The organism is Ruegeria sp. H4 (genome assembly GCF_056533065.1).
Genome location: NZ_JBQFOC010000001.1, coordinates 1,684,402 through 1,707,943, shown reverse-complemented (window position 1 = coordinate 1,707,943; position 23,542 = coordinate 1,684,402). Strand labels below are relative to the sequence as shown.

Here is a 23,542-nt window from a genome sequence, read left to right as displayed (position 1 = left end):
TTGAGCTGACCGGGTTTCGCGAGGCCGGCACTGGGGTTCTGACCAACGGCGCGATCGAACTTTATAATCACCTTGTCAGTGATATTGTCCGGCGTGTCCGTGACTGGTGATCCGAACTGCCGCGCGGCAGGTATCACCTTTGCAGGCACTGGTTACCGAGATTTATGGGTTGGTTCAGAACGAGGATCTAACGGGTGATGAGCTTCGTGCAAGTATTGTGGCTTTGATCAAGCCTTTCCGCTCGGAACGTTGGCCGTTCGCACGCGAAATGGCGACCCAGTGGGAGCTCTGCGTTGACATCAATGATCTGTCGCGGCTTCTCGCTGTTGCTGCTGATCTGGAACCTAATCTGTCAGCCAACCACCCATTGGCCGAGGTGTTCGCCGTTCTTGACGTTGCAACCAATAAAGAACTCACCTCTCGGTCAGAGGAACGTCTTAGGACGCGCGTGGCTGGGGTTCGCAGCAGATGAGGATTGGGTGGCGTCACACCGTTCCTGGACGGCGGCAACCGTGTTGCTGATCAAACGAAGCCTGTGCAACGGGTCGGCCAGTATCTCTCACAGTCGTGATCACCGTGATCTCGACAAGCATCTGATATCAAACGATGTATGGAAGAAGAACCCGGGCCGTTACCGCGGGGTCCGCCGCCCCGATACGAAAGGCAGCGACATCAGACATCAGATATGTGGTCGTGTCCTCGCCTATAAGACAGCCGTCAGGGGCTTCTGAGAACCGGCTGTGATACCAATCGCGCAAAGCCGGAGCCTTCGGATCACGCCAGACCAGATCCTCACCGTCCATCTGAAAGAAATCGCGATGCGCAATCGGATCATCGGCATCAAAAAAGTACAATTCGTTTTTGGCCATCCAGACACCAGGGTGCTGATCCAGCACCTGATGCAATGAGGTCGTTCCACATTTCGGTGCCCCTCCGATAATGAAATCCGGTGTTTCCAAAGTCATCGACTCCAAAATGGCCAATCGTTCAGGCATTAAGACAGCTTGATGGGGGTGCGGGTGCTTCTAGGTCCAATTGCCGGCGCTTGTTTCAGCAAGGCCTGACAGCGATCCAGGAACTGGATGTTCTGCTGGTCCTCGTTGAACTCGCTCTCCACCTTTTCCCGTGCTGCCTTGGCAAGGGCTTTGGCCAGATCGGGGTTTTGAGCGAGAAGGACGATGTTTTTGTAGAACCCTTCTGCATGGCGCTCATCCGCCAGCAAACCGGTTTCACCGTGGGTCACAAGCTCGGGGATCCCGGAATGGTACGTGGTGCAAACCGGTGTCCCCAATGCCATTGCTTCCATCAGTGTGACCGGGATGCCTTCCTGATCACCATCCCTGGCCGTCAGGCTTGGCACAAACAAAACATCCGCACCCGCTATCCGATGCAACGCATCCATGTGCGGCAACGAGCCTAGAAATTCTATGCGATCCCCGAGCTCTGCATCTTCCACCTGGTCGCGCAGTCGCTCCATTAGAGGGCCATCGCCGCCTATGTCATAACGCCAATCCAGTTCAGGGTGCCTCTGACGCAGCAGTTTCAGCGCCATGATTGCTGTTTCTAAGCCCTTTTTCTCAACCAGCCGACACACGCTAACAAAGCGTAGTGTTGTTCCGAACGATGGAGAGCAAAATTCGTATTCCGAGATCGGGATACCGAGATGCCGGGTTTCAACATGATCTGACGGTGCGCCGCATTCCACAAGTTGCCGGGCAAACTGCTCATTTACGGTGACGTGCAGATCTCCTTCGGCAAGAAGGTCACGATAGCCCGCCAAAGCATCACGCTGGTATTCAACGCTGACATCGCGACCATGGAAAACGGTCACAAGCGGGGGGCGATGTTTCCAGCCACGTTGTGCCCGAGCGACCGCCCTCCCCCGAAACCCGAAATGCGCAACAACAACATCGGCATCGATCTGACGTCGCCACGCAGCTCGGTCCAGCTGTGCGGCGATCCGGCGAGACCACGAACTCGGTAAAACCTTAAGGATACGTGGCTGTTCGCGTGGCCAGATGATCGTCTTCACATAGCCTAGCAAGCTTTCCTGTTCCTCTGAAAGAGCAACGTCCGTGCCGACCGTCTTGCACGCGACAATCACCTCGTGCCCTTGCCGCAAGGCGTGAAGCACCTGCGAGGTCACAAAGGTTTGCGACAGAACCGGAAAGCTGGTGACACAAAAGCAGATCTTCATAGCCCGCTTCCTTGGGTGATCGAAGTCCGCATATCAGGCTGGAACGCGGGCATCTTGCTCAGACACTGCGCGCTTGAGCACCGAAATAAAAGTGTCATGCTGGCGATGGAAGTTCAGCTCGGGCCGTTGAGCGTAGGCCAACGCTTTTTCGGACAGATCGGCATAAGCGATGTCATCGAACCAGAGTTTGCGCAGCGCGGCGACCCAGTCTTCGGTCGGTGCATCATGGGGCAGGACAATACCGCCAGGTCCAATAGCCTGACCCAGCCCACCACTGTCCGAGCCGACAACAGGGATACCACTACAATGGGCCTCGGACGCGACGCGGCCCCAGGCTTCTTCCCACTGGCTTGGGGCCAACAGGACCTTTGTGCGGCCGTAGACCCTCGACATATCCGAGGTTCGGCTCATGTAAGTTACATTCGGTAACTCGGCGATCTCAGCCATGATCTGTTTGAAAAGCCCGTCCCACAAGGTCCAGGCCTCGACAAACAAGAAAGGAATATCGGGACATGCGCGCGCCATGTCGCGAGCCACCTCATATCCTTTCTTGGGGTGGATGTTGATCAGTGTCGCAAACTCTTTTGTCGAATCGCAGCTGTATTCTTCAAAGTTTATGGTCGGGGTGATAACTGTGCAGTCGATACCATAAGCGTCGCGATATGCTCCGGCCGTAAAGTTAGAATTAGCGATGAAACTAGCACCCGGAATGGCGCTGACATCGCCATCATTCTCATTGAATTCTACATTTCGTAGATAAAGCACAACGGGCAGGCCCATCTTTGCGAACTCATGCCCCAGATGGGCCGAATGGCGTGTCTGGATCACAACGACATCGGGCCGGAAATGCCGGGCAGCTGCGGCGATCCGATGCGGATCGGTCGGCTCCCACGTACGCATCACCTCATAACCTTGCCTTTGGTCGATACTGAACGGTCGGCCTGTCATCTTGCGTTGCACGCGCATTCGAAAACCAAAAACCCCGCGCCCGGAAAAGCCGCAATAAACTGCACAATCGTGGCCCTGTGCTATACTCTGTCTGATCAGGTGATCGGTGCTGTTCTGGGTTCCGCCGCTGGCTTCGGGCAACCAGCTATTCCCGCCGGCAAACAGAATTCGCATTGTCAAAACCTTCCAGATTCGTATGAAAACAGCGGGCTCAGTGACGTCTGAGGAAAACTCATGTGCAGGATTCTTGGCATGATTCCGCCTTCCACATTTGGCAGGTTTGTGTGAACAGAGCGGCGTCCTGCGCATAAATACTGCGCAGATGATCGGCCGCTGATTGCGGCAGCTCCGAGCGCCGCCCGTTTGTTTTATTGGCATGTTTAAGGGCACTAGGGGCCACACCGGCAAATTTCTCCAGCCCCTGCGCTATCCTGTGAAACGGGATCAAATGATCTACCTTGACGACATCACCGTCAGAGATGAAGTCGCTTTGGGGGCGGAAGTGAAAATACCGCATGGAGGTAGCCCGAAACGACAGGTTATTGCAGAACCGGTTCAGGAACGCGTCAATTGAGCGATCCCCGATCATACGCGCACCGAATTGTCTGTCCTGCTCGTTCCGTCCGCCAGATTTGAGATAATCGAATGCCGATAGGAACCGATCCACCGGATCACGTAATATCGCGATCTTGGGAAGAGATTGCCAGGCGCGCGGACAAAGCGCCTGAACCTCGCGCCATGTTCGATGACGAACGTGATAGCCATAGATCGCATCCTCGACCGAGGTGCCCGCGTTCTTGGGAATATGAATCAGAATCAGCCCGCGTTTCATATAGACGTCATCAAGGTTTGGATCAGGTTTGGGATGAGACCGCGCAATCATCAGACCGGGCGCGACCTGCCAGCTGATCCGGATTCCGATCTGTTCTAGATAAGTCAACGCAGTTCCCCCGCCATCCAACGGTGAGTGGCACGCTGTTCGACGAGATATGGAGTTCCTATTCGCATCAGGCGTGCTTTCCCGATCTGGGCCGACGGAGGGTTCTTGCCGCCTGAATGAGCAGCTGCTTCACCTCGACCAGAATCTCGCGCCCGTAGGAGCTGAATGTCAAAACAACCACAAAAACCAAATAGCTCAGCGTAGTCCCCATCAGCAGTTTCAGCGACGCAGTATCGGGCAGCGCGTGGTGGCTGCCCCAAACGACTGCATAGGCGGCAAGCCCGGCGCAAAAAACCGGCAAGATATGCTTGCCTAAGCTGTCTCGACCAATTGGTCCTTTTCGGCTGACAAGAGCCCAAAGCGGAAACAGCTTCAGGACCGTGACGGCGGCATAAGCCACTGCAACTTCCCTCACACCGTATTGCACACCCCACAGAAAGGACCCACAGGTCACCACGGCTGACGCGAGGCCCCAAAATGCCATCTCGGTCGTACGCCCCTGACTGACAAACAGCCAGCCCGTTGGATTAGCGAGCGGTTGAGCGAGAGCAGCGATTCCCAAAGCCGCAAAAATTGGCGCGCTGTCGGCCCATTGCGCGCCTAAAAGAAAGGGAACCGCCGTCTCTGCCATACCGGTCATCGCGGCGACGCCGGGCAGGATCGCGAGCTGCATCAACCCAAAGACACGAAAAAATGCACGGGCATAGCGCTCAGGCTCATCCTGCATACGCGAAAGGACAGGCACCATGACCTGCGACAGAGGCTGAGCCACCCGGTTCAGCGGAAACAGTATCAGCTTGTAGGCGCGGTCATAAAACCCAAGCGCCGCGCTGCCCCAGACCCGACCGATCAGAATACTATCCAGATTGCGCGACAGAAAATTCGCCAGCTTGAAGCCGGTGATCCCGGCGCCAAACCCCAACAGGTCGGCGGTCCCCGGCGCAAGGCCGGGTTTTGCGGGACGCCAGTCCACCCAGACCCAGACCATCATAGACCCGACAAACCCGCCCACTAAAGTACCAGCGACCAGAGCCCAGGGTGAGGGCGAACCAAGAGCCCACAGGATCGATGTTGCAAGGGTGGCCAGCGCAACCATTCCGCTGTTTATCGCGATCCGCCCAAACATCATTCGGCGGTTCAGCAGCGCAAAATGCTGCGCCCCAATGGCGGTCAGCATCATGCCAAGCGCCATCGCTCGGATCAGCCAGATCAGGTCTGGTTCATTGTAGAATTGTGCGATCAACGGTGCCATCAAGATCAGGAAAATCGTCAGGACAGCGCTCACGCCCATATTGATCCAGAACAGCGAATTGAGCTGACCGTATGTCAGCGACTTTTTCTGAATAACGGCTTGCAGCAGACCCATTTCCTTGAACATCGACAAGAAGGCGACAACCGGACCAATCATCGCGATACGGCCAAAGTCGGCAGGCATCAGCAGGCGCGACAGAATGAGGACCGAAGCGATCTGACAGCCGACTGTCACACCCTGGCTGAGCCCGGTGTAAAAGCTGCCCTGCAGAACGGTACCTTTGTAACTGTCATGAGCAACAGTTTCGACTGCCTCATGAAGTCCATGTTGAGCCATTGCGAGGTTCTTTCCGACAATCCGACATCGTGCGTTGGGGCGACCTAAGCACAGCCGGATGTGACTCGCCCATCCTTTGCAGTTGCAGCATCCTTTTTAGCAAATTCCCGCCATACGGGTGCCCGACAAAGTGGCAAACCCGCTTATTTCCAACGCGAAAGATTTAAAGCGGACATCTGCGTCCTAAGCCGGCACAGCATTCGACTATTGCCGTAAGATTCCGCACATCGACGGTTTCCTGCTCATTTCAACCCGGACATCGGCTCTGTTTCGCCTGCCGTTGACTCCGGCTTTGACAATCGCCAAAGCGCGCGCCTAGCTACAACCCATAGCTGCATCCGTGGTGGGATGATCGACCGATGATGACTCAGAGCCACCAGTATCATGATAATTTTTCTGCATGTTGCAGGAGCTCCGACGGACAGAGGCGTATCCTTTATCTGGCCCATGATCTGGATGACGCCGCGATCTGGCGTCGGGTTGACATGCTGCGTCTGGGCGGTGCGCAGGTCACGGTTGCCGGGTTTCGTCGCCGCACCGGTACTTTGCCGGAAAATGCTCTGATTCTGGGACAAACCTACAACGCCAGAATGCTGCAACGCGTGCTGTCTGTGCTGCAACAACGCATGCGCTTGAAGGCATCGTTTTCGGACATCCCGCATCCCGACACTATTTTGTGCCGCAACCTTGAGATGCTGGCATTGGCCGTCCCGTTGCGTCGTAACCTTTCGAAGGGTCGGCCCGTTTCGCTTGTCTATGAGGTTCTCGATATTCACCGGCTGATGGTTGGCCCGTCGAAACCTGCACGAGCGATGCGCTGGATCGAGCGACGCCTGTGCCGGGGAATCGATGGCCTGATCGTATCGTCTCCGGCCTTCCTACGCGCCCATTTCGAGGCCTATGAGCAGTGCCAAGCACCGGTCTTTCTAGTTGAAAACAAAGTGGTCAATGCTGCTTCCCCAATACCCGAGCCCAGCGAGCACCAATGTAAGGACGCGCCGTTGCGCATCGGCTGGTTCGGGATACTCAGGTGCCCTTTCTCGCTGCACAGTCTCGATGCGCTGACACGGGCGCGGCCGGGCCGCTATCAGGTCATTTTGCGCGGACGCCCGGCCCTTGACACTCTACCCGATTTTCACCGGATCGTGGAGGCCAACCCGGACCTGCAGTTCGAAGGATCCTATATGTATCCGGACGATCTGGCGCGCATCTATAGCGGAGTCGATCTTGCATGGTTGATCGACCGATATGATACCGGAAGCAACTCCGACTGGCTTCTGCCAAACCGTATGTATGAAAGCGGGATCAATCAAGTCCCACCGATTGCCTTGGCCGGGACCGAAACTGCGCGACGTCTGAACGAACTGGAACTGGGGCTGATCCTGGATCAAGCGGATAACGATGCCGTCATCAATATGATGGATAAACTGTCGTCTGAAACCCTCGAGCATCTACGCCATGCCCAACACACCGCACCCCTCAGCAGTTGGAGGACAACCGATCAAGAGGCCCGCGACCTTGTAGACGCAATAGCAGGCAAAAAAGCCGAGCAACATGTTGATACGTCGCAGGACGCGGTTCTGATCGTTGTGCCGACATTGAACGAAGCCGCGCATATCGCAGCTGTCATCGATGGATTGGCGGGTTTTCTGCAACGCAGGCTGCGTCGCGGTGCTCTGGTGCGTCTCGTGATTGCCGATGGTGGATCAACAGATGGCACACAAGAGATCGTCCGCGACCGGATCGCCGCTTTTTCGCAATTCGACATTCGGCTTTTGGTTAATCCTGCCCGCATCCAGAGTGCAGGGATCAACGCCGCCTGCGCCCGGTTTGGGGATGATATGGATTGGCTGCTGCGCCTGGATGCGCATTCCAGTTATCCTGACAATTTCATTGATATTCTGATGGATGAGGCCCAAAAAAACAGCGTGGCAAGCGTCGTAGTTTCCATGAACGCGGTTGGCACGACCCCAATGCAGCGCATCATCGCACTCACCCAGAACACTCGGCTGGGCAATGGTGGATCGGCCCATCGCCTCGCCGGAACGGGACGGTTTGTCGATCACGGGCATCACGCCCTGATGCGGCTGGATGCGTTCCGGTCAGTGGGTGGATATGATGAGAGCTTTTCGCATAATGAAGATGCGGAACTGGACTTGCAGCTGGCGCAGGCAGGATATCGCATCTGGCTGACATCCCGCACGAGGTTAACCTATTTTCCGCGCCCATCTCTTGTGTCACTTTTCCGACAATACCTAAATTTCGGTCGAGGGCGAGCGCGTACAGTTCTGAAGCACCAGCTGAGGCCACGGCTTAGGCAATTTGCAATGATATCTGTCGCCCCTGCGGTTGCTTTGGCAGCTCTGACCCCGTTTGGGGTGCTCTTCGCCCTTCCCGCTGCTCTTTGGTTGCTTGCCTGTCTGATTGGTGGCACCTCGCTGGCGGTCGGGCGCAGCGATCCAAGTGCGCTTGGTACAGCGCCAATTGCTGCCATGATGCATCTGGGATGGTCTCTCGGGTTCTGGCGGCAGATTCTTCTGCGCCCAGCCAAATCACACTCTAGCCTCGCGCTGGCTCACCCCCCAGAGACTGCACCACTCTCAATCGACCATGTCGCCGTCGGGGTCTGCACTCATCGGCGACCGGAACTGCTCGGGACTTTGCGTTCATTGGAAGGCCAGGTACTGCCATGCGGAACCCGCCTATCAATCATTGTCGTTGACAATGACGATACTCCCACGGCGCGTGACATGGTCGAGAGCTTCGCCTCTGAGTCGCAGCACAACGTGATCTATCGCTTCGCCCCCTCCGGTAACATCTCGATTGCCCGAAACGCAGCCTTGGAAGAGGCCGAGCGTCGCGAATTAAGCGTCTTCGCATTCATTGATGATGACGAGATCGCACCACCCGAGTGGCTCAACACGCTTATAACCCGGCTAAAAAACGCGAATGCGGATGTTGTTGTCGGACCGGTAAGGGCTATCTATTCGACTGATGCGCCGCGTTGGATGCAGCATCTCAGTATCCATGACACGCAACCTGAAACAGACGCAGACGGACGACCCATCGCCGGACACAGTTGTAATGTGATCATGAATCTTGCGAGTGATGCGCTGACAGGACGCCGTTTCGATCTTGAGCGTGGAGTATCTGGCGGCGAGGATACGGCCTTTTTCAGGGCGGCGATGCAGGACGGCGCGCAAATCGCGTTTGCACCAACTGCGTGTTTGGACGAACCGGTACCCCCTGAGAGGGCAACGATTTCATGGCTGCTGAAGCGCCGGTTTCGGATGGGGCAAACCCATGGGAATCTCCTGCGTCAAGAAAACGGAAACCACGGGCGTTTTGTCATGCTGCCGCTCGCTTTTGCAAAAGTGGCATATTGTATGGGTCTGGCGCTTGTAACTATCCCGGTTGCTGCTCGGCGCAACGCCAACCTCTTGCGGGGTGCGTTGCACATGGGCACAATTGCGTCACTGATCGGCTTTCGCGAAATCGCGATATACGGATCATCCTCTAGCAAGGGTCGCGTAACTAGAATCTGACCTGGATTCCCGCCAGGAATCCCGTGTACAGGTATCTAGAAATTTCCTCGATTTTGCTCAATTGACGTCCAGAATAGAATGCAATGTCAGGCAACAAGCGACGATCCTGAGCAAAACACTGTAGCAGGGTCGCGGACTTTTGCTGTAGGCTTTGTCGAACAATGGGCGAATTGAACCTCAATCTGCGTCCGTTTTGCAGGTGAAAACGATGCGATTGCCGATCTTCATAGCGGGTTTCTTTTTCTCTGTTGCTGTGGCAGCAGCGATTGGTATGGCCGCTGGCTTCAGCACCGGAAAGCTCATCCTATTTGTCATTGCCGTAGCGGTTGTTTTGCAGCTGGCATATGTCGCGGTTGTTGCTTTGCTGGCGGCAAACCAGAAGCGCAAACGTCAGGACAAAGAAGGCAAAACGCCATCCGCCCCAACGGCACAAGTGCCTCAAGAGACTGACGCGTGATACCAAGATCGCTCTTTGTAGGTAAACGCTCAAAACTATAGCAATGCAAGCGGTCGACTGCCGAGACGCCAGCGCAGACTTAAATGGCGCTTGGACGCAAACGGCAGATCGCATACGATTTTTACATCAAAGTACCCGTCCTCGGTGCCTTTCGACTTTGCTCAAACCGGTCCAGTCTCGATGCGCCCCAGCGTTGCTGTCCTAATCGCCGCCTACAACGCGCAAGACACGCTGTCACGGGCGATCCAATCTGCACTTGCCGAACCGGAAACGGCGGAAGTGATCGTGGTGGATGATGCCTCGCAAGACGAAACCGTAGCCATTGCCGCTTTCGAAGCGCAACGAGACCCGCGTGTTCAGCTCATCTGTCAGGACAAAAACCAAGGACCTGCGGCCGCACGCAATCGAGCCTTAGAGGTCGCCATTTCCGATTTCGTGGCTGTTCTGGATTCGGACGACCAGTTCTTGCCAGGGCGGTTAAGGCGGTTGTCGTCAGAAACAAACTGCGAGGTGATCGCTGACAACATAGCGTTTGTCGCGCCGGCACAACTGGAAGCGGCAACAACTCAGGATTGGTCGGAAATCGCGTCCGAGTTTTCTTCACTTGGAACCGTCGATTTTGTGCTCGGCAACTTACGCAGGCCCGGTGTATCGCGCGGAGAGCTGGGGTTTTTGAAACCCATTCTTTCGCGCGCGTTTCTAGTCAAACATAACTTGCGCTATGATCCAGCGCTCAGGCTGGGCGAAGACTATGATCTTTACGTAAGAATGTTGCTCGCCGGCGCGCGAATGAAGCTAACGCACAGGCCGGGATATGCCGCAGTTGTGCGGTCAAATTCGTTGAGCGCACAGCATGGCGCTCAAGAGCTGGAGCAGTTCCAGAAAGCGTTGGAGGCGCATTTGCTTATGGGACCTCACGCACCCGACCTGACCAACGCGATGCGGGCGCATCTAAAAGATGTTCGTCAAAAACATGATCACAGGGTCTTTCTTAACCTGCGTCGCACACAGGGTTCGGCCGCTGCAATCCAATATCTTCTGGATGCGCGCGACAGGGCCTGGCCCGTCATACACCAAATCGCACGAGATAAACTTGGGCTCAGTAAAATGGCAGATGAGGCTGCCCCCGAGACCGGTGCGCGGTTGCTATTGAGCCCTGACAGAGCTGTTCCCATCCCGGGACTCTAAGATCTCCAGCATCGCGTTTGAGGGAATGCTAGCGGCCTTCGCTTCTTCTGCGGTAAGAATTATCCGCGCTGAGTTCCAGTCAGGCACGTAGCCCAACCCATCCAAACCTTCCAAACCTATTGCGATAATGTGGACCGGGCCTTTTGCGGCCAGTTCTGTCAGGCGGCACGCCATTGCATATCGGTTTGACTCGTTAGATGGAGACCAAGCTTCGACCGGAACGCTTACCGCATCCTCAGGTGCTTCAGCAGACGAAATCTGCTCGGACAAGGCAAGCACAACGGTTCTAGGTTCCGAGATGTGTCGGTGCGACGCGGCGTGTCGGCGGCGATTCCAACGGTCTGCCAGACTGGCCACCAGATCCATCACAAGCTTGGGGCGCTGCAGCAGTTGGCGGCACGCGCTTAGTGTATCGCGCGTTGTAATCGCAACTACCAGATGCTGATAGTATAAGGTGCGTATAAGACGTTGTCGCCGAGTTGCAAGCGCTGCGTACAAGCCTTCATCGCCCACCGATTTCGACAGCGTCGCTGCCGAGTCGTGAGCTGCAATCAAGTTCTCTAGCGCAGGCACGGACAGACGGTGTGACACAGACCCCGAATGCCGTCGATAGAGATAGGTTGGCTCGGGTGTTACCCAGAACGTGGCGCCGCCGATCAGCAGGCGGCAATATAGATCAAAGTCCTCTCCGATCCGAAGCGTTTCGTCGTAGCGCAGCGCACGCAAGGCATCGCGGTGGATCATTGGTTTAAGATAACCAAGCGATGCCAGCCCTAAACTGGCTGTGTCACTTTTGACCAAATCGACGGCGGTGATGCGTTTAGCGGCATCCGTCGCAGCTTTTCCAAGCAAGGTCTGACCTGCAACATTCGCCGATCCAAAGCTCAGCAGATCATCGGCGATCATATCTGCGTTTAGCTTCGAAGCGGCGCACAGCAGGCGAGCAATCCGCTTGGGATGGATCACATCATCCGCATCCATGATGGCAATCCAATCGCCATTTGCGGCCTCCAACGCACGGTTTCTGGCTCCTGCAGGCCCTAAATTGTTCGATAATGCAATGATTGTAAGCCGACTGTCTGAGGCTGCCAGTATTTGCAATACCGCCACACTGTCGTCGCTTGAGGCGTCATCAACAACAATCAACTCCAGAGTGGAATAAGATTGATTCAGAACCGAAAGCACCGCCGCAGCTAGATAGGCGGAACCGTTGTAATTCGACATGATTACCGAAACCAGTGGCCTGGCCACCCCGGCCTCCGCAGGGCCATCGGCAATCAGGGGTGAGGGTTCTGCTTTCATGTGCGCGTTGCCCAGGTGCATTCAAACCACGCACAGAACAGCTGCGCACCGGTACATTAACCCGCGAGGATTACGCCGTTTCATCCGACCGCAGCGCTGCTGGCAGAGTTTGCACAAGGATGGCAATGTCCGTCGCGGTGTTCACATTGGTGACATAAGCACGGTCATAGGCAACGCGGCGTTTGTAGGTCGTATTGTTGCGACCACTAACCTGCCACAAACCTGTAATGCCCGGGCGCGCTCGCAGATAGTGGCGGCTCGAAGGGCCATAGCGGCGCAGTTCATCAAACAAAACCGGGCGGGGACCAACAAGGCTCATCTCACCACGCAGCACGTTGATCAACTGCGGCAGCTCATCGAGACTGAGCTTACGCAAAACATGACCGACCGACGTGACACGCGGGTCATCACGCAACTTCTGGGTCTGCTCCCACTCCAGCCGCGCCTCCGGGTTGTTTTCTAGATGTTGTTGAAGGACCTCGTCGCTATTCACCACCATTGTCCGAAACTTTAGGCAGCCAAATGACCGTTTGCGATACCCCACGCGACGATGATGATACAGGATTGGACCTGGCGAGGTTGTCAATACCAGCAAAGCCAGTCCAACCATCAGCGGCGAGAACACGACCAGCATGACCAATGCAACCGTTACGTCGAGTGCGCGTTTTGCCAACCCGCCAACAGGGGCGTTATGAGGCTTCGGACGGATCCATATCGCCTGCGCTGGGCCTAGCGCTGACACCATAATGCTCTCAGCAGGAGCCGGTTCTGTCTCTAATGGTTTCATCACATCACATCCTCATTTCCCAGTTGCGTAACGCTGCAAATCAGCGCCGATGCCCCCTTAAATTGAAAAGACGATCGCCAACACGCATCACCCGATGCAGGCGAAAGTGATCTCTACCAGAGTGTCCTCATTACAAAGTTCCTTCTCGCATCTGTAGATAAGAAGGGTATGACAATTGCTGCGATTGCAACTCGATTATCCGTGCGAGCGAAGCATTGCCTACGGATAACGGGTCGTTAACGTGGAATCCGCACATATTGACGCGGTTGCCGAGTATCTTTTGACTTCGGCTGTGCGAGCTGCCTGAATTCGAGGCAGCTACGGAACTTTTCGTGTTCCGATACAATCGGGATGCGCGAATCTGACTCACGCTATGCGAGTGTGCTCAAAGCAAGCAAAGAGCAGTAAATTCATGAAAGCTGGATCGAACCGATGCTCAGAACGAATCGTTCCCGAGCCGCATACTGACGAGGTGGCTCTGGTGTCTTGTGATCCAGTCGTTTCCGCCTTCCGAAATCATCGGGTCCGATTCACCATCAGCGTGCCGGTGAAGTTCTTGTCAAGATATGCATCTGATCGACCCGTAACCACATGCCATAAGCTCCGCTGCTGAAGATTGAAAATGAGGTAAACCTGTCCATGCGCATTCTTTTTGGAAGTGCTCATCCGTATTTGCCGCAGATGTATGGCGGAGCGCAGACAAGTACGCACGAGCTTGTCAAACGTCTGCGCGCACGCGGGAACACTGTTGGAGTTCTAGCAGGTCTGACAGGCGAAGGCTGGCTGGGTCTGCGCAGCAGAGCGCAGCTCAAGTTGCATCGGCGCGGTTATGTACGCGACACTGGGCTTGGTTATCCTGTGTTCCGCGCGTGGTTTGCTCAAGAGGTCGTGGACCGTGTTGTAACTGATTTTGGGGCCGATGTGGCGATCTTCCAATCTCGGTTGCCGGTACAACTCGCCCAGTCGATCAACCGGGAAGCAACACGCACCTTTATCTATCTGCGGAATGTTGAAGATGAGGATCTGGGCGGATCGCCGAGCGACCTAACCAAAACGGGATACATCGCGAACTCTAACTTCACCGCGCGGCGATTTGCCGAAACAGAAGGCATTCATGCCGATGTGATTTATCCGATGATCGAAGCGGAGAAATACCGCGTGACCTCTTCCCGTAGCAATGTGACCTTTATCAACCCGCATCCAAACAAAGGCGTCGATATCGCGCTGCAGGTGGCCGAAGCCTGCCCTGAAATTCCATTTGTCTTTGTACGTGGCTGGGGTTTGACACCCGAACAAGAGGCGCACCTTCAAACCAGCCTTGCCCGCCTGCCCAACGTCACGTTGCGACCATCCACAAACGACATGCGCACGATTTACAAAGATGCCCGCATCGTTTTTGCCCCCAGCCAATGGGAAGAAGCGTTTGGCCGTATCGCCGCCGAGCCGCAGATCAGCGGCATCCCGGTCATTGCTTCCCGAATTGGAGGACTGCCCGAGGCTGTTGGGCCGGGGGGGATGTTGCTGAAACGTAATGCCCCGGTTGAGGAATGGGCAAAAGCTGTGCGTATGCTCTGGAACGACGAACAGGTCTATTCGGCAGCGTCGCAGGCCGCGCTCGATCATGCCGCAAGGCCCGAGATGAGACCGGAGCGTCAAATTGATATATTGCTGGATATTCTGTCCCGACCCATCCCGCTGGACGGGACGCACCGCTGTCAGGAAGGAGGCACCTCGCCAGCCGCTTCCCCTAGAATGGCCTGAGGCGGGTCAAAAGGCAATGTGTTATTGAACGCATCGGGTGCCAGACGGCGTACGGGTATCATATCGTTTGGCGCAGATGTTGAGAGAACGACTTCCAGAACATCTCCACCTTCAATCTTGTCATCTCGATTTGCCGCGAAAGTGGTCGTCCCTTCGGGACCCGTTCTGGTGATCTGCAATCTGGGCGATACGAGGTCCGAAAGCTCGACCAGCCCGTTGCCCGTGCGTGCCGCTTCAGAAAACAACGCGGCTTCTGTCTCCATCTTTACACCCAATTCAGCAATGGCAGCGCGCTGATCCTGCAATCCTTGAACACGTTCGCGGTCACGCGCGTTGGTCAGGTCGAGCCTGTCGCGGCGCGTCTCATTCAGCCGTTGTTCCGCGTTCAACCGCGCGGTTTCGACTTCGAGAAGCCGGACCTGTTGATCTGTAACCGCGCGTTGGAGATTGCTTCCTCGTACAACGGTGGACAAGCCGCGCTCGACAAGGCTGTTTGCGTTTTCAAGCTCTTCATTCAGCAGCTGCAATTGCCGCTCACGCAGATCGGCCTGTTGTTTCAGACTATTAATCCGGTCGAGCAGCAAGGCCTCTAGCTCGTCGATCTGGGCCAAACTAGACGCAAAGGCCGAGTTCTGCGACACCATGATCCGGCGCTCTTGCTCAAGCAGTTCGATCCCCAGCGGTGAGGACTGGAGCTCGGGCGGGGTCTGGATTTCGGTGCCGCTTTCCTCAGCCTCCAGCCGGGCCAGCCGGGCCAGCCGCCGCATCTTTTCAAGCTCCATGACGCGGTAGGTGCCAAGGGCACTCAGCGCATTGCGTTCTCCGCGCACCAACGCGGAGGCCGGTGTGTCGATCCCGCCCGATAGGCTCAGTGCCTGCAGCACTGTCATGCCTGGCACATGCGGGTAAGCACCCGGTGTCCGCACATCGCCCATAACATAGATCGGCGCAAATTCTGTGATCGTAACGATCGTCTGTACATCGCTACGCAAGCCCATCCGATCCTGTATTCGCTGCGAAACATCGGCGCCCAAATCATCGGGCGTCATGCCTGCTGCCTGAACACTCCCGATCAGCGGCAGGGTCACCACGCCGGTCGTGCTGACAGGATATGAGCCACCAACCGCCTCCCAGGATGCAAAAACTTCATTCACCGGGTCCCATCGCCCGATCCGGATTTCAAGCGTTTGCTGCGGACCAATTGTTTCTGCGCCCGCCCGAGGTTCGGGCTGTGATTGCGCGACAGCCTCACTAAGGTGCGTCGCGTTAAGCGTCATAGCAAATGAAACGAGCCAAACAATCATGCGGAAATGCCGGTTTCTAAGCATTGATCTGAAGCTCCTCATAGCTGCCGGGGCCGACATAGCGCCGGGCCTGCGCCAGGTTGGCCTCTTCCAGAACCGTTGTGATCAAGGCCTCCCTGAAGCGGGGATGATCCATTAACGCGTCAGAGATAAAGCTGGGCAACGCCTTACCCCACTGGATGCGAAGCATCGTGGCATCGCACGCTTCCGCTAGAGTATCGGAAGCAGTGGCCTGGCTCAGAGGCCTGAGCGCGAACAGAACAAAGCTGAATTTGCTGCGCAATTCACTGACCAACACCGTAAGGTCTACGCTCTGTAGTTGTGTTTGGTCGTGCCCGAAAACAGTCTCCAACACTTGCCCTAAGCTCGCGATTTCGACAGCTGCTGATCTACTTACCGGTAGCGCTTGCGCAAGCACATCCTGATAGATCACCAATACCTTCCGAGTCCCATCGCAGGACAGGCGCTCAGCAAGGTCCAGCGGCAAATCGGCCTCGGCTTTTAGACCTGATGAAAGCGGTGCGATTGCGATCAACGCGCCTGTTGGTTTCTGTAGAATGGTTTCGCAAGCTCCGGCCAGACGTTCCATTGTAAGGGTCTGAGCCCGCTCCGCACCCGCGTCGTTGCGGCTTTTGGGGCCGGGCAACAAGCCTGCGCAGTTTACTCCGACCTCCTCTCGCAGGGTCGAGACGGTGCGCACGGGTTTAGGCATCAATTCGCGAGTGGCCCCTATCAACGCCCCCAGCAGACCACCCAGAAATAGCCCCGCAAACAGCATTGCCTTCTTCTGCGGGCTGGATGGCGCCTGCGGAATTTCTGCCGGAGATATGATTTTAACCGACGCGATCGGAAAGTCCTGCTGCTGCATGGTGACTTCTAGCCGCGCCAGATAGTCGCGATAGACCTGAGCATAGGTTTCCGAGATCGCCTCGAGCTGTTGCAACCGGCCCCTCAGGGCCACGTTCCAATCCGTTGTTCCTGTTATCGCGGCCAGATCGGTCCGCAACGACTGCTCTCGGCCACGTGCAATATTGTAGGCAACACGCGCGGCTTCAGTCGCCTGCTGCAACTCGATCTTCAGGGCATTCTCCAATACTTGAATACTGCCATTGAGTTGCTGTACCTGCGGATGATCCGCCCCAAATTGGCTGATAATTTCTTGCCGCCTCTGGCGAGCATTCAGATAGTCACGCCGCAGTTCCTCGCTGATCCCGGCCGCGAGTCCTTCGACCAAAGGAACTGCGATGATCTGATCACCATCAGCCGCCCTGGCGCTCAGCGACTCCATGCTTTCAAGGTAAGCTTCTGCCTCTGCCGCCGCCGCTGCGGCTGTCATCAACTCGCTGGCAAGTTCAGATTGCTGCTGCTCGGTCAGCAGATCACCCCGCACTTGCACAAGATCGTTTTCAGTGCGGAACTCCTGCAAGGCCGAAGCGGCTTCGATGCTTTTTTGCTCCAGCTCGTCCAGCCGTTCACGCAGCCATTCCTCGGCCTTGGCCGCCACCTCGTTTGTCGTGACAAGCTGAAAGCTCTCATAAGCTGAGCCGTAGCCGCGTGCGATCTGCGCCGCGCGCATCGGATCAAAATCCGCAAACGCAATTTCAATCACCAGGCTGCGTCCCGATCGTGAAACCGACAGCCGATCACGCAGAATCCGAACCGCACGATCCCGATCCGTCAATTCCAGATCAAAGTCGGGTATTGCGTTGTCATCCGGGCCAGCTTCGCCCGCTACCGAAGTATTATCGTTCGCGCGGGCGGGCGGTTCCGGTGTCAGCAGTCGGGCCAATGGACGTGTCACCGAAGAAATCGCCTTACTGACTTTTTCCGTCAAGCCAACCGGCGGCGACAGAAAATCGGCATCTTTGTCCAGTTGCAACAAATCGACCACCTGATAGGCCAGAGCTCCGGATCTGATGATTTCCATCTCGCTTTGCACCGCCGTATCCGACCGGACGGCATTGGGCAGGGGCGACACCTCATTTAGCAACTCGGCGCGTTCTTCATCCAGCAACACCGTTTCTACAGCTGTGTATTTTGGCACCGATCCAAGTATCATCGTCACGGCAATGGCGATACCGATCATGGCAAAAGCCGCAACCAACAGCGTTTGTCGCCGAACTGCACGTATCATCGCTCCGAAATCGACACGCGGTTCGTCCCGATAACCGGCAAGAAGATGGGCGTTGTCCTTGGTCCAATGGATGCGCCGTTCCTGTACCGGGCCGGTCATATCAGGATCTCCGTTGCGTGTCGGGGGCGTTGCGTTGGCATGGCAAGGCGCGTTGCGTGGCGGACGTTCCGATTGTGATCGAACAACCGCAGAAGCGCGAAGGCGACCAGAAAGGTTCCGACAGTGTGGGGCGTAACAAAATCAACCTCGGCGACCGAACGGACAACAAACAGCACTGACAGACCCGAGATCAGCATCAGAGATCCTACGCCGCCCCGGCCCAATGCGGCGCGAAGCGGCATCAGGATCAGCAAAAGGCAAAGTCCAACCACAAGACCCAACCCTACCAACCCGGTACCCACATAGGTTTCAATCAACAGGTTGTGGAAATGGAACCCCGTTCGGCCGGTGATGTAGAACTCTTGCCAAAGCACCTCAGCCTCGGGGCGTCCGCGTGTCCAGAAAGCGTTATAGCCAAGGCCCAAAACCGGCCGATCAGCGCCAAATTCAAATGCTTTGCTCCAAAGATATGTGCGACCCGTCAGGCTGGAATCCTTGCCAAAGGCTGCAAGCACGGCGTCGAATGCCCCCAAACGATAAGATGCCACCGCCATCGCAGCACCTCCGGTCACAGCCAGAAAAACTGCGGCCCGCCGCAGCCAGGGCGCAAGCAACAGGACAAAGCCAACAAACAGGATCGCGGAAAAAGCAGCAAAGGCGGATAGCAACGATGTTGCTGAATCTGACATCCACAGCATGACGACCCCCATCGCACCGGTGAGGGCCGAGATCGGTATCAATGCGCCACGCGTCCGAAAAACCCAGATCAACGAAAGCGAGAAAATTATGGCGAGCGTGGCGAAATACCCCAGTTGGTTTTTTGATGAAAAGGCGCCGTTAAAAGCATAACTCCCATCAATATAGTCATAGGAGTAGCCGCCATTCATCGCCGAATATGTCAGGATCAGCAGGCTACCGATGGTCCCCCCAAGCGCCAGATTGGCGACAGACGTGATGCGCGCAGCGACAAGGCCTGCAAAGAAGGTAATGCCGTATTGGATTGACGCACGCAGAGTGGTCGACGGCGCATCGCTCCAAAATACGGACAGGGCAAAGAAAAACGGAACCAAAAGCAGTAGGACCACCGGCCCCGGACGCGCCAGCAAAATGCGCGGGGCAAGTGCAAAGGGCAGAATCCAGCACCCGTAGAAGGCGAGGATCACCAAAGGGCCGAAATTCACCGAATAGGCAAAGGTGACCATCGACGCCACGATGGCCGGCACGACATAAGCTGTGTTCCGTTCAGGGTCGATGATTGAGGCCAATCTGACGTTCATACGGTCTTAGCCAATTCCCGTTGATTCCAGGAGGTGAAAACGCGCTGTGCAATGTGCAACCCAAGGGTATGGCGTAGTCTCAGGTGCCGCATTGAGGCGCGCAAAACAACAAAAGCCCGTAAAGCCAGCGCCAACATCGCCGTAACTTGCCCAAAAAATGAACAAGCTACCTCAGCCGAGAGCACCTTGGGCTCACATTTAAAACGAACATAGGCCGGCTCAGGGCACATCAATCCCATCCTGGCACAACAGCGAATGCTCAAAGGCGCAGCCCTGCCCAAGCTTGGTATAAGCGGCCCATTCGACCTCCAGTTCCTGTGGCGCAGAGGCGGCGTCGAACTTTCCCATCCAGCTCACTAGCGTATCGGTCGACCACAGGCTGAGATACATCTTTTGCGGCTCATTCGGTAAAGCATCACCGCGAAGGTCCCGGATAAGTTCTCCGTCAATGAACCAGCGAACGCGCCCAGGCTCCCAAACAAAAGCATAGTCATGGAATGCGTTATCATCCGGTCGTGCGATCAGCTCTGTGTTTTCGCTGTCGCCCCGAAAGTGGACATTCGTCTGGAGTACCGGATTATTCGGCGCAATAAACTCAAAGTCGATTTCATTATGTGGCCGGTCCTGCGGCGGGCCAATGAAGGTGAACATATTTGCGTTCATACCGCGTGCATATGGCACTTTTATCCGCGCCTCAAAGGTTCCGTATCCGAGGCGCGCATATGTCTGGATTTCACCGCAACTAAACTGACGGTCTTTTTTTGCATGATCAGTTAAGGACAACAGCAGTTTCCCATCCTCAACCTTCACGCGGTCCTTGTGCCAAAGACAGCTCTGATGATCGCCATTCGCCCAACCGCTTGAGACAAACCAGCGGCTTTTCATCAGCTCGTCAAACGGATCAAAAAACGAGCCATCTTCCTCTGCCGCTACACCAGAGGTTATCAATAGCGAAATGCCAACGAGACCGGATCGTGCAAGATGCAACGTCATGCCCTGTACCAGATATTGTTCACAGATATGAATCGTCTCGCCCACAGATATCCGGCGCGAATAGACAGGCAAACCACAACCAGAAGGACACGCGGCCTTCCGCCGAAAACGTGGTTTCACCTCTTGTCAGATACGCGGCAAACCGCTCATGCGCAGCAAATCTGCGCTTCTGATAACGACGATGAACCAGCCCGCTGTTTTGGGATGTGTCGCAAACTCTAGGGTCTAGTTGACGATTCTGCGTGATCTAAGGTTTTTGCTGGTCGAAAAATTTCGAACAGGTTAATTGAGCATGATCTCATTAAAGGGTTGTCATTTACCCACGGATGAAGTTTTCTAAGCTGTTTACTGCTATCTGCGGTACACAGTGTCTTATCGTGACTTGGAAGAGATTATGGCTTTGCGTGGTGTGCGAGTTGACTATGCAACACTGAATAGGTGGGTTGTTAAATACTCGCTGATCGTCGCAGTTCGTGCGCAATCAAAGAAGCGTCCAACGCTGAATTCATAGCGTATGGATGAGACCTGTATTCGTGTTCGCGGCAAATGGATGTACCTCGATCGGGCCGTCGATAAAGCAGGGAATACTCTTGATTTCATGCTGTCTGAGAGTAGGAACCGTCCAGCAGCCACACGGTTCTTTGCGAATGCGCTGGCTTCAAATGGAATCCCGAGCAAGATTGTCATCGGCAAAAGTGGCGCCAAAGCGGCGGGCATTCGAGAGGTGAACAAAATCCGCAATCGGCTTGGCTGCCTAGCCAAAATCCAAACGGTTAGGTCCAAGTATATGAATAACCTGATCGAACAGGATTATCGATTTATCAAGCGCCGCTTACGGCACATTTGTGGGTTCAAATCATTCAGATCCGCTTCGGCTACACTGGGCGTCATCGAGCTCGCCAAGATGATCCGGAAGCGGCAATTCCCGGCAATAAGACATCTGGCTTCCAGCTATTCGCCGAGATTGCAGGGTAGGTGTATCCATTAAGTCGCTGACTTTGACCGTTCCAAATATTTGCGACACATCCGCGTTACCAGAACTGCTTTCGATCTAACGGGTGGGGCAAAGATTGCAACAGAACCTGCGATCCCGATAACCCTTATAAAAGTCACAGCTATGTTGAGAGATCAACGCAGCATTCTTTCAGAGATATCTTCGAGTAGGGCATACAGCTCGAAATCTCCGCCTTTCTCAGCAAGCCCTTTGTCATGCAGAATGAAGGATAGCCCGTGCACAAAACTCCACAATAAGAACCCCCGTCTACGTACCTCGTCAGTGATTCCCGGTTCTCCGAGACATTTTGCAACCTCAGTCAAAAGAATCCCAAAGCTTTGTTGACCGCTTTCTTCAAGTCGGGGATCTGCGATGCGATCCGTAAAGCCACCAAATTTCAGCCTGAAAATTCCCGGCTCGTTGAGGGCGAAAGCAACATACTCCATCCCAATTGCGGTGATGCGCTCGGTCGATCCTTCAGGAACGCCCTCCAGTGCGGCAAGCATTTTACTTCGGTGACGCTCCATGCCTTCAAGAACAGTCGCAACCAGCATTTCTGTCTTGTCTTTGAAGTGCTTGTAGGGGGCCGCGGTCGAAACGCCCGCCCGTCTGCACGCCTCAGACACGGAAAATCTATCCGGACCTTTTTCTTCAACCAGCTGTCGGGTTGCCTCGATCAATGCAGCGCGTAGATCGCCGTGATGATAGGCTTTCTTGCTAACAGCATGACCGGTCGCCTGGCGAGTTGAAGGGTGAATTTTTTCTGTGCTGCTCATGATCCAACATGTGCCAGATCACGTATCTCTTGTCAAAGTGAGAACTTCTAACATATGTTAGAGATACTAACTTGATGAGGTCCCCAAATGCCGAATCCTGCGAATTCTTCTACTGAAGCGACCAAACCGAGCCTATTTGCACGTGTGTTCCGCGGCACAGTGCGTCTGGGAGTGACCGTCAGTTTTATAGCCGCTGCGGCGGCCGCAGTTTACTTCGGTGCGTCCGAGCTCACACGCCGGGCAGATGCTGTTCCTTCACCGGACGCTGCGGCAGTAACGCCGGTCTCGGCAACGCCAATCACGTCGGAGAGCGCCTATACAGTCGACCGTGTGTTCATCGGTCAGGTCGAACCACAGCGTTCGGCAGATATTTCATTCGAGCTGAACGGAACGCTAGATCAGATTCTGGTGGACGAGGGTGACGAGGTTGCCAAGGGCCATCTTCTGGCGACGCTGGACACTGCTCTGTTGGAGGTCGAACGTGAGCGTCTGACCGCATCACGCGATGCCATCTCAGCCCAGCTCGCATTTGCCAAGAAAACGGTCGAGAGAAACGCGAAACTCATCGAACAGGGGTTCACCAGCCAAGCCCGTTTGGACGAGGCCATTTCTCAGCAAGATGAATTGTTGTCGAGAATTGGCGAACTGGATGCGGCCATGCGTGATGTGACCGTTCGGATCGAGAAATCCAGCATCGAGGCCCCATTTGCCGGTCAAATAACCGCGCGACACGTGGATGGCGGTGAAACTCTGCGCTCGGGCGAGTTGGTGCTTGGCATGGTTGAGGTTGTGTCACCGCAAGTACGGATCGGTATCCCGCTGGACGTTGACCCGGCGCTGTTGTCAGATGTTGAAATCGAGATCGCGGGACAAAGCTATCGGGCTGAACTTGCAACTTTGCGGCCCGATATTGACCCGGTGACCCGCACAAGAACCGCACTTTTTGATCTGAGGAACCGACCCGACATTGCCTTCGGACAAACCGCTCGTGTGCATGTACTGGATCCCGTCCAGAGTTCGGGGACCTGGGTGCCCACGACATCTTTGAAGGAAGGTACACGTGGGCAATGGACACTTCTGGTTGCTGACGCGCAGAAGATTGTGCGCCTGGCAACGGTCGAAGTTCTGCACGCTGAAGATGACCGCGTTTTCGTACGTGGCGCGTTTCCAGAAGGCACTGTTCTGATCGACCAAGGGCCACAGCGCGTTACCGTTGGCCAGCGCGTCGCCTTCAACACGGGCGAGTAACGGA

General features: G+C 55.5%; 18 protein-coding genes and 1 pseudogene. 7 read left to right on the top strand and 12 right to left on the bottom strand.

Annotated features, from left to right (window positions below):
• Window positions 1–139: 139 nt before the first annotated feature.
• Window positions 140–472 (top strand): hypothetical protein, encoded by a 333-nt coding sequence (locus ACR0KG_RS08555; protein WP_480827020.1) that lies wholly within the window; start codon window positions 140–142, stop codon window positions 470–472.
• Window positions 473–599: 127 nt separating this feature from the next.
• Here the strand turns inward: ACR0KG_RS08555 and ACR0KG_RS08550 are convergent, their stop codons facing one another.
• From ACR0KG_RS08550 to ACR0KG_RS08530, 5 genes are all read right to left on the bottom strand, one after another.
• The gene (locus tag ACR0KG_RS08550) at window positions 600–995 is read right to left on the bottom strand and encodes a sulfotransferase (protein WP_480827019.1); all 396 of its coding nucleotides are present in this window, start codon (window positions 993–995) and stop codon (window positions 600–602) included.
• The gene (locus tag ACR0KG_RS08545; protein WP_480827018.1) at window positions 995–2,197 is read right to left on the bottom strand and encodes a glycosyltransferase; all 1,203 of its coding nucleotides are present in this window, start codon (window positions 2,195–2,197) and stop codon (window positions 995–997) included. Before ACR0KG_RS08545 ends, ACR0KG_RS08550 begins: the two co-directional genes overlap by 1 nt.
• A 33-nt stretch (window positions 2,198–2,230) precedes the next feature.
• A complete protein-coding gene (locus tag ACR0KG_RS08540) occupies window positions 2,231–3,319 on the bottom strand; it encodes a glycosyltransferase (RefSeq protein WP_480548235.1) in 1,089 nt (362 codons plus the stop codon).
• Window positions 3,320–3,377: 58 nt separating this feature from the next.
• Window positions 3,378–4,085: a sulfotransferase family protein gene (locus ACR0KG_RS08535; protein ID WP_480548237.1), complete on the bottom strand. Its 708-nt coding sequence runs from the start codon at window positions 4,083–4,085 to the stop codon at window positions 3,378–3,380.
• A 67-nt stretch (window positions 4,086–4,152) separates the two neighbouring features.
• Window positions 4,153–5,673: a lipopolysaccharide biosynthesis protein gene (locus ACR0KG_RS08530; RefSeq protein ID WP_480548239.1), complete on the bottom strand. Its 1,521-nt coding sequence runs from the start codon at window positions 5,671–5,673 to the stop codon at window positions 4,153–4,155.
• 359 nt (window positions 5,674–6,032) lie between these two features.
• Between ACR0KG_RS08530 and ACR0KG_RS08525 the strand changes: the two genes are divergently transcribed.
• The 3 genes from ACR0KG_RS08525 to ACR0KG_RS08515 all read left to right on the top strand — a co-directional run bounded on the left by ACR0KG_RS08525 (window position 6,033) and on the right by ACR0KG_RS08515 (window position 10,863).
• Window positions 6,033–9,218: a glycosyltransferase gene (locus ACR0KG_RS08525; RefSeq protein ID WP_480548241.1), complete on the top strand. Its 3,186-nt coding sequence runs from the start codon at window positions 6,033–6,035 to the stop codon at window positions 9,216–9,218.
• Window positions 9,219–9,426: 208 nt separating this feature from the next.
• Window positions 9,427–9,675 carry a hypothetical protein gene (locus tag ACR0KG_RS08520; protein WP_480548243.1) on the top strand — a complete coding sequence of 83 codons (249 nt, stop codon included), beginning with the start codon at window positions 9,427–9,429 and terminating at the stop codon, window positions 9,673–9,675.
• Between the two features lie 180 nt (window positions 9,676–9,855).
• The gene (locus tag ACR0KG_RS08515; RefSeq protein WP_480548245.1) at window positions 9,856–10,863 is read left to right on the top strand and encodes a glycosyltransferase family 2 protein; all 1,008 of its coding nucleotides are present in this window, start codon (window positions 9,856–9,858) and stop codon (window positions 10,861–10,863) included.
• Here ACR0KG_RS08515 and ACR0KG_RS08510 read toward each other — a convergent pair.
• Both ACR0KG_RS08510 and ACR0KG_RS08505 read right to left on the bottom strand, forming a co-directional pair.
• Complete coding sequence (locus tag ACR0KG_RS08510) at window positions 10,822–12,165, bottom strand: glycosyltransferase family 2 protein (RefSeq protein WP_480827017.1); 1,344 nt, start codon at window positions 12,163–12,165, stop codon at window positions 10,822–10,824. The genes ACR0KG_RS08515 and ACR0KG_RS08510 overlap by 42 nt on opposite strands.
• Before the next feature lie 70 nt (window positions 12,166–12,235).
• Window positions 12,236–12,952, bottom strand: a complete 717-nt coding sequence (locus ACR0KG_RS08505) for a sugar transferase (RefSeq protein ID WP_480548249.1) — start codon at window positions 12,950–12,952, stop codon at window positions 12,236–12,238.
• A gap of 639 nt (window positions 12,953–13,591) precedes the next feature.
• On the opposite strand from ACR0KG_RS08505, the gene ACR0KG_RS08500 reads away from it, so the two are divergent.
• Window positions 13,592–14,713 (top strand): glycosyltransferase, encoded by a 1,122-nt coding sequence (locus ACR0KG_RS08500; RefSeq protein WP_480827016.1) that lies wholly within the window; start codon window positions 13,592–13,594, stop codon window positions 14,711–14,713.
• On the opposite strand, the gene ACR0KG_RS08495 is transcribed toward ACR0KG_RS08500, so the two are convergent.
• From ACR0KG_RS08495 to ACR0KG_RS08480, 4 genes are all read right to left on the bottom strand, one after another.
• Window positions 14,668–16,017 carry a polysaccharide biosynthesis/export family protein gene (locus ACR0KG_RS08495; protein ID WP_480827015.1) on the bottom strand — a complete coding sequence of 450 codons (1,350 nt, stop codon included), beginning with the start codon at window positions 16,015–16,017 and terminating at the stop codon, window positions 14,668–14,670. The two genes, ACR0KG_RS08500 and ACR0KG_RS08495, sit on opposite strands and share 46 nt — an antisense overlap.
• A gap of 16 nt (window positions 16,018–16,033) precedes the next feature.
• Window positions 16,034–18,250 carry a Wzz/FepE/Etk N-terminal domain-containing protein gene (locus tag ACR0KG_RS08490; protein ID WP_480827014.1) on the bottom strand — a complete coding sequence of 739 codons (2,217 nt, stop codon included), beginning with the start codon at window positions 18,248–18,250 and terminating at the stop codon, window positions 16,034–16,036.
• A complete protein-coding gene (locus ACR0KG_RS08485) occupies window positions 18,247–19,527 on the bottom strand; it encodes an O-antigen ligase family protein (RefSeq protein WP_480827013.1) in 1,281 nt (426 codons plus the stop codon). The genes ACR0KG_RS08490 and ACR0KG_RS08485 overlap by 4 nt, the downstream gene beginning before the upstream one ends.
• 219 nt (window positions 19,528–19,746) lie before the next feature.
• A complete protein-coding gene (locus ACR0KG_RS08480) occupies window positions 19,747–20,520 on the bottom strand; it encodes a family 16 glycosylhydrolase (protein ID WP_480827012.1) in 774 nt (257 codons plus the stop codon).
• A 292-nt stretch (window positions 20,521–20,812) separates the two neighbouring features.
• Between ACR0KG_RS08480 and ACR0KG_RS08475 the strand changes: the two are divergent.
• A pseudogene (locus ACR0KG_RS08475) lies at window positions 20,813–21,495 on the top strand (IS6 family transposase).
• Window positions 21,496–21,648: 153 nt separating this feature from the next.
• On the opposite strand, the gene ACR0KG_RS08470 reads toward ACR0KG_RS08475, so the two are convergent.
• A complete protein-coding gene (locus ACR0KG_RS08470; protein WP_480548258.1) occupies window positions 21,649–22,290 on the bottom strand; it encodes a TetR/AcrR family transcriptional regulator in 642 nt (213 codons plus the stop codon).
• A gap of 87 nt (window positions 22,291–22,377) precedes the next feature.
• Between ACR0KG_RS08470 and ACR0KG_RS08465 the strand changes: the two genes are divergently transcribed.
• The gene (locus tag ACR0KG_RS08465) at window positions 22,378–23,538 is read left to right on the top strand and encodes an efflux RND transporter periplasmic adaptor subunit (protein WP_480827011.1); all 1,161 of its coding nucleotides are present in this window, start codon (window positions 22,378–22,380) and stop codon (window positions 23,536–23,538) included.
• Window positions 23,539–23,542 lie beyond the last annotated feature (4 nt).

Excerpts from the sequence above, each read along its gene's own strand:
- ACR0KG_RS08550 (WP_480827019.1), bottom strand. The coding sequence starts at position 995 with ATGCCTGAACGATTGGCCATTTTGGAGTCGATGACTTTGGAAACACCG.
- ACR0KG_RS08545 (WP_480827018.1), bottom strand. The coding sequence starts at position 2,197 with ATGAAGATCTGCTTTTGTGTCACCAGCTTTCCGGTTCTGTCGCAAACC.
- ACR0KG_RS08540 (WP_480548235.1), bottom strand. The coding sequence starts at position 3,319 with ATGCGAATTCTGTTTGCCGGCGGGAATAGCTGGTTGCCCGAAGCCAGC.
- ACR0KG_RS08530 (WP_480548239.1), bottom strand. The coding sequence starts at position 5,673 with ATGGCTCAACATGGACTTCATGAGGCAGTCGAAACTGTTGCTCATGAC.
- ACR0KG_RS08525 (WP_480548241.1), top strand. The coding sequence starts at position 6,033 with ATGATGACTCAGAGCCACCAGTATCATGATAATTTTTCTGCATGTTGC.
- ACR0KG_RS08520 (WP_480548243.1), top strand. The coding sequence starts at position 9,427 with ATGCGATTGCCGATCTTCATAGCGGGTTTCTTTTTCTCTGTTGCTGTG.
- ACR0KG_RS08515 (WP_480548245.1), top strand. The coding sequence starts at position 9,856 with ATGCGCCCCAGCGTTGCTGTCCTAATCGCCGCCTACAACGCGCAAGAC.
- ACR0KG_RS08510 (WP_480827017.1), bottom strand. The coding sequence starts at position 12,165 with ATGAAAGCAGAACCCTCACCCCTGATTGCCGATGGCCCTGCGGAGGCC.
- ACR0KG_RS08505 (WP_480548249.1), bottom strand. The coding sequence starts at position 12,952 with ATGAAACCATTAGAGACAGAACCGGCTCCTGCTGAGAGCATTATGGTG.
- ACR0KG_RS08500 (WP_480827016.1), top strand. The coding sequence starts at position 13,592 with ATGCGCATTCTTTTTGGAAGTGCTCATCCGTATTTGCCGCAGATGTAT.
- ACR0KG_RS08495 (WP_480827015.1), bottom strand. The coding sequence starts at position 16,017 with ATGATTGTTTGGCTCGTTTCATTTGCTATGACGCTTAACGCGACGCAC.
- ACR0KG_RS08490 (WP_480827014.1), bottom strand. The coding sequence starts at position 18,250 with ATGACCGGCCCGGTACAGGAACGGCGCATCCATTGGACCAAGGACAAC.
- ACR0KG_RS08485 (WP_480827013.1), bottom strand. The coding sequence starts at position 19,527 with ATGAACGTCAGATTGGCCTCAATCATCGACCCTGAACGGAACACAGCT.
- ACR0KG_RS08480 (WP_480827012.1), bottom strand. The coding sequence starts at position 20,520 with ATGACGTTGCATCTTGCACGATCCGGTCTCGTTGGCATTTCGCTATTG.
- ACR0KG_RS08470 (WP_480548258.1), bottom strand. The coding sequence starts at position 22,290 with ATGAGCAGCACAGAAAAAATTCACCCTTCAACTCGCCAGGCGACCGGT.
- ACR0KG_RS08465 (WP_480827011.1), top strand. The coding sequence starts at position 22,378 with ATGCCGAATCCTGCGAATTCTTCTACTGAAGCGACCAAACCGAGCCTA.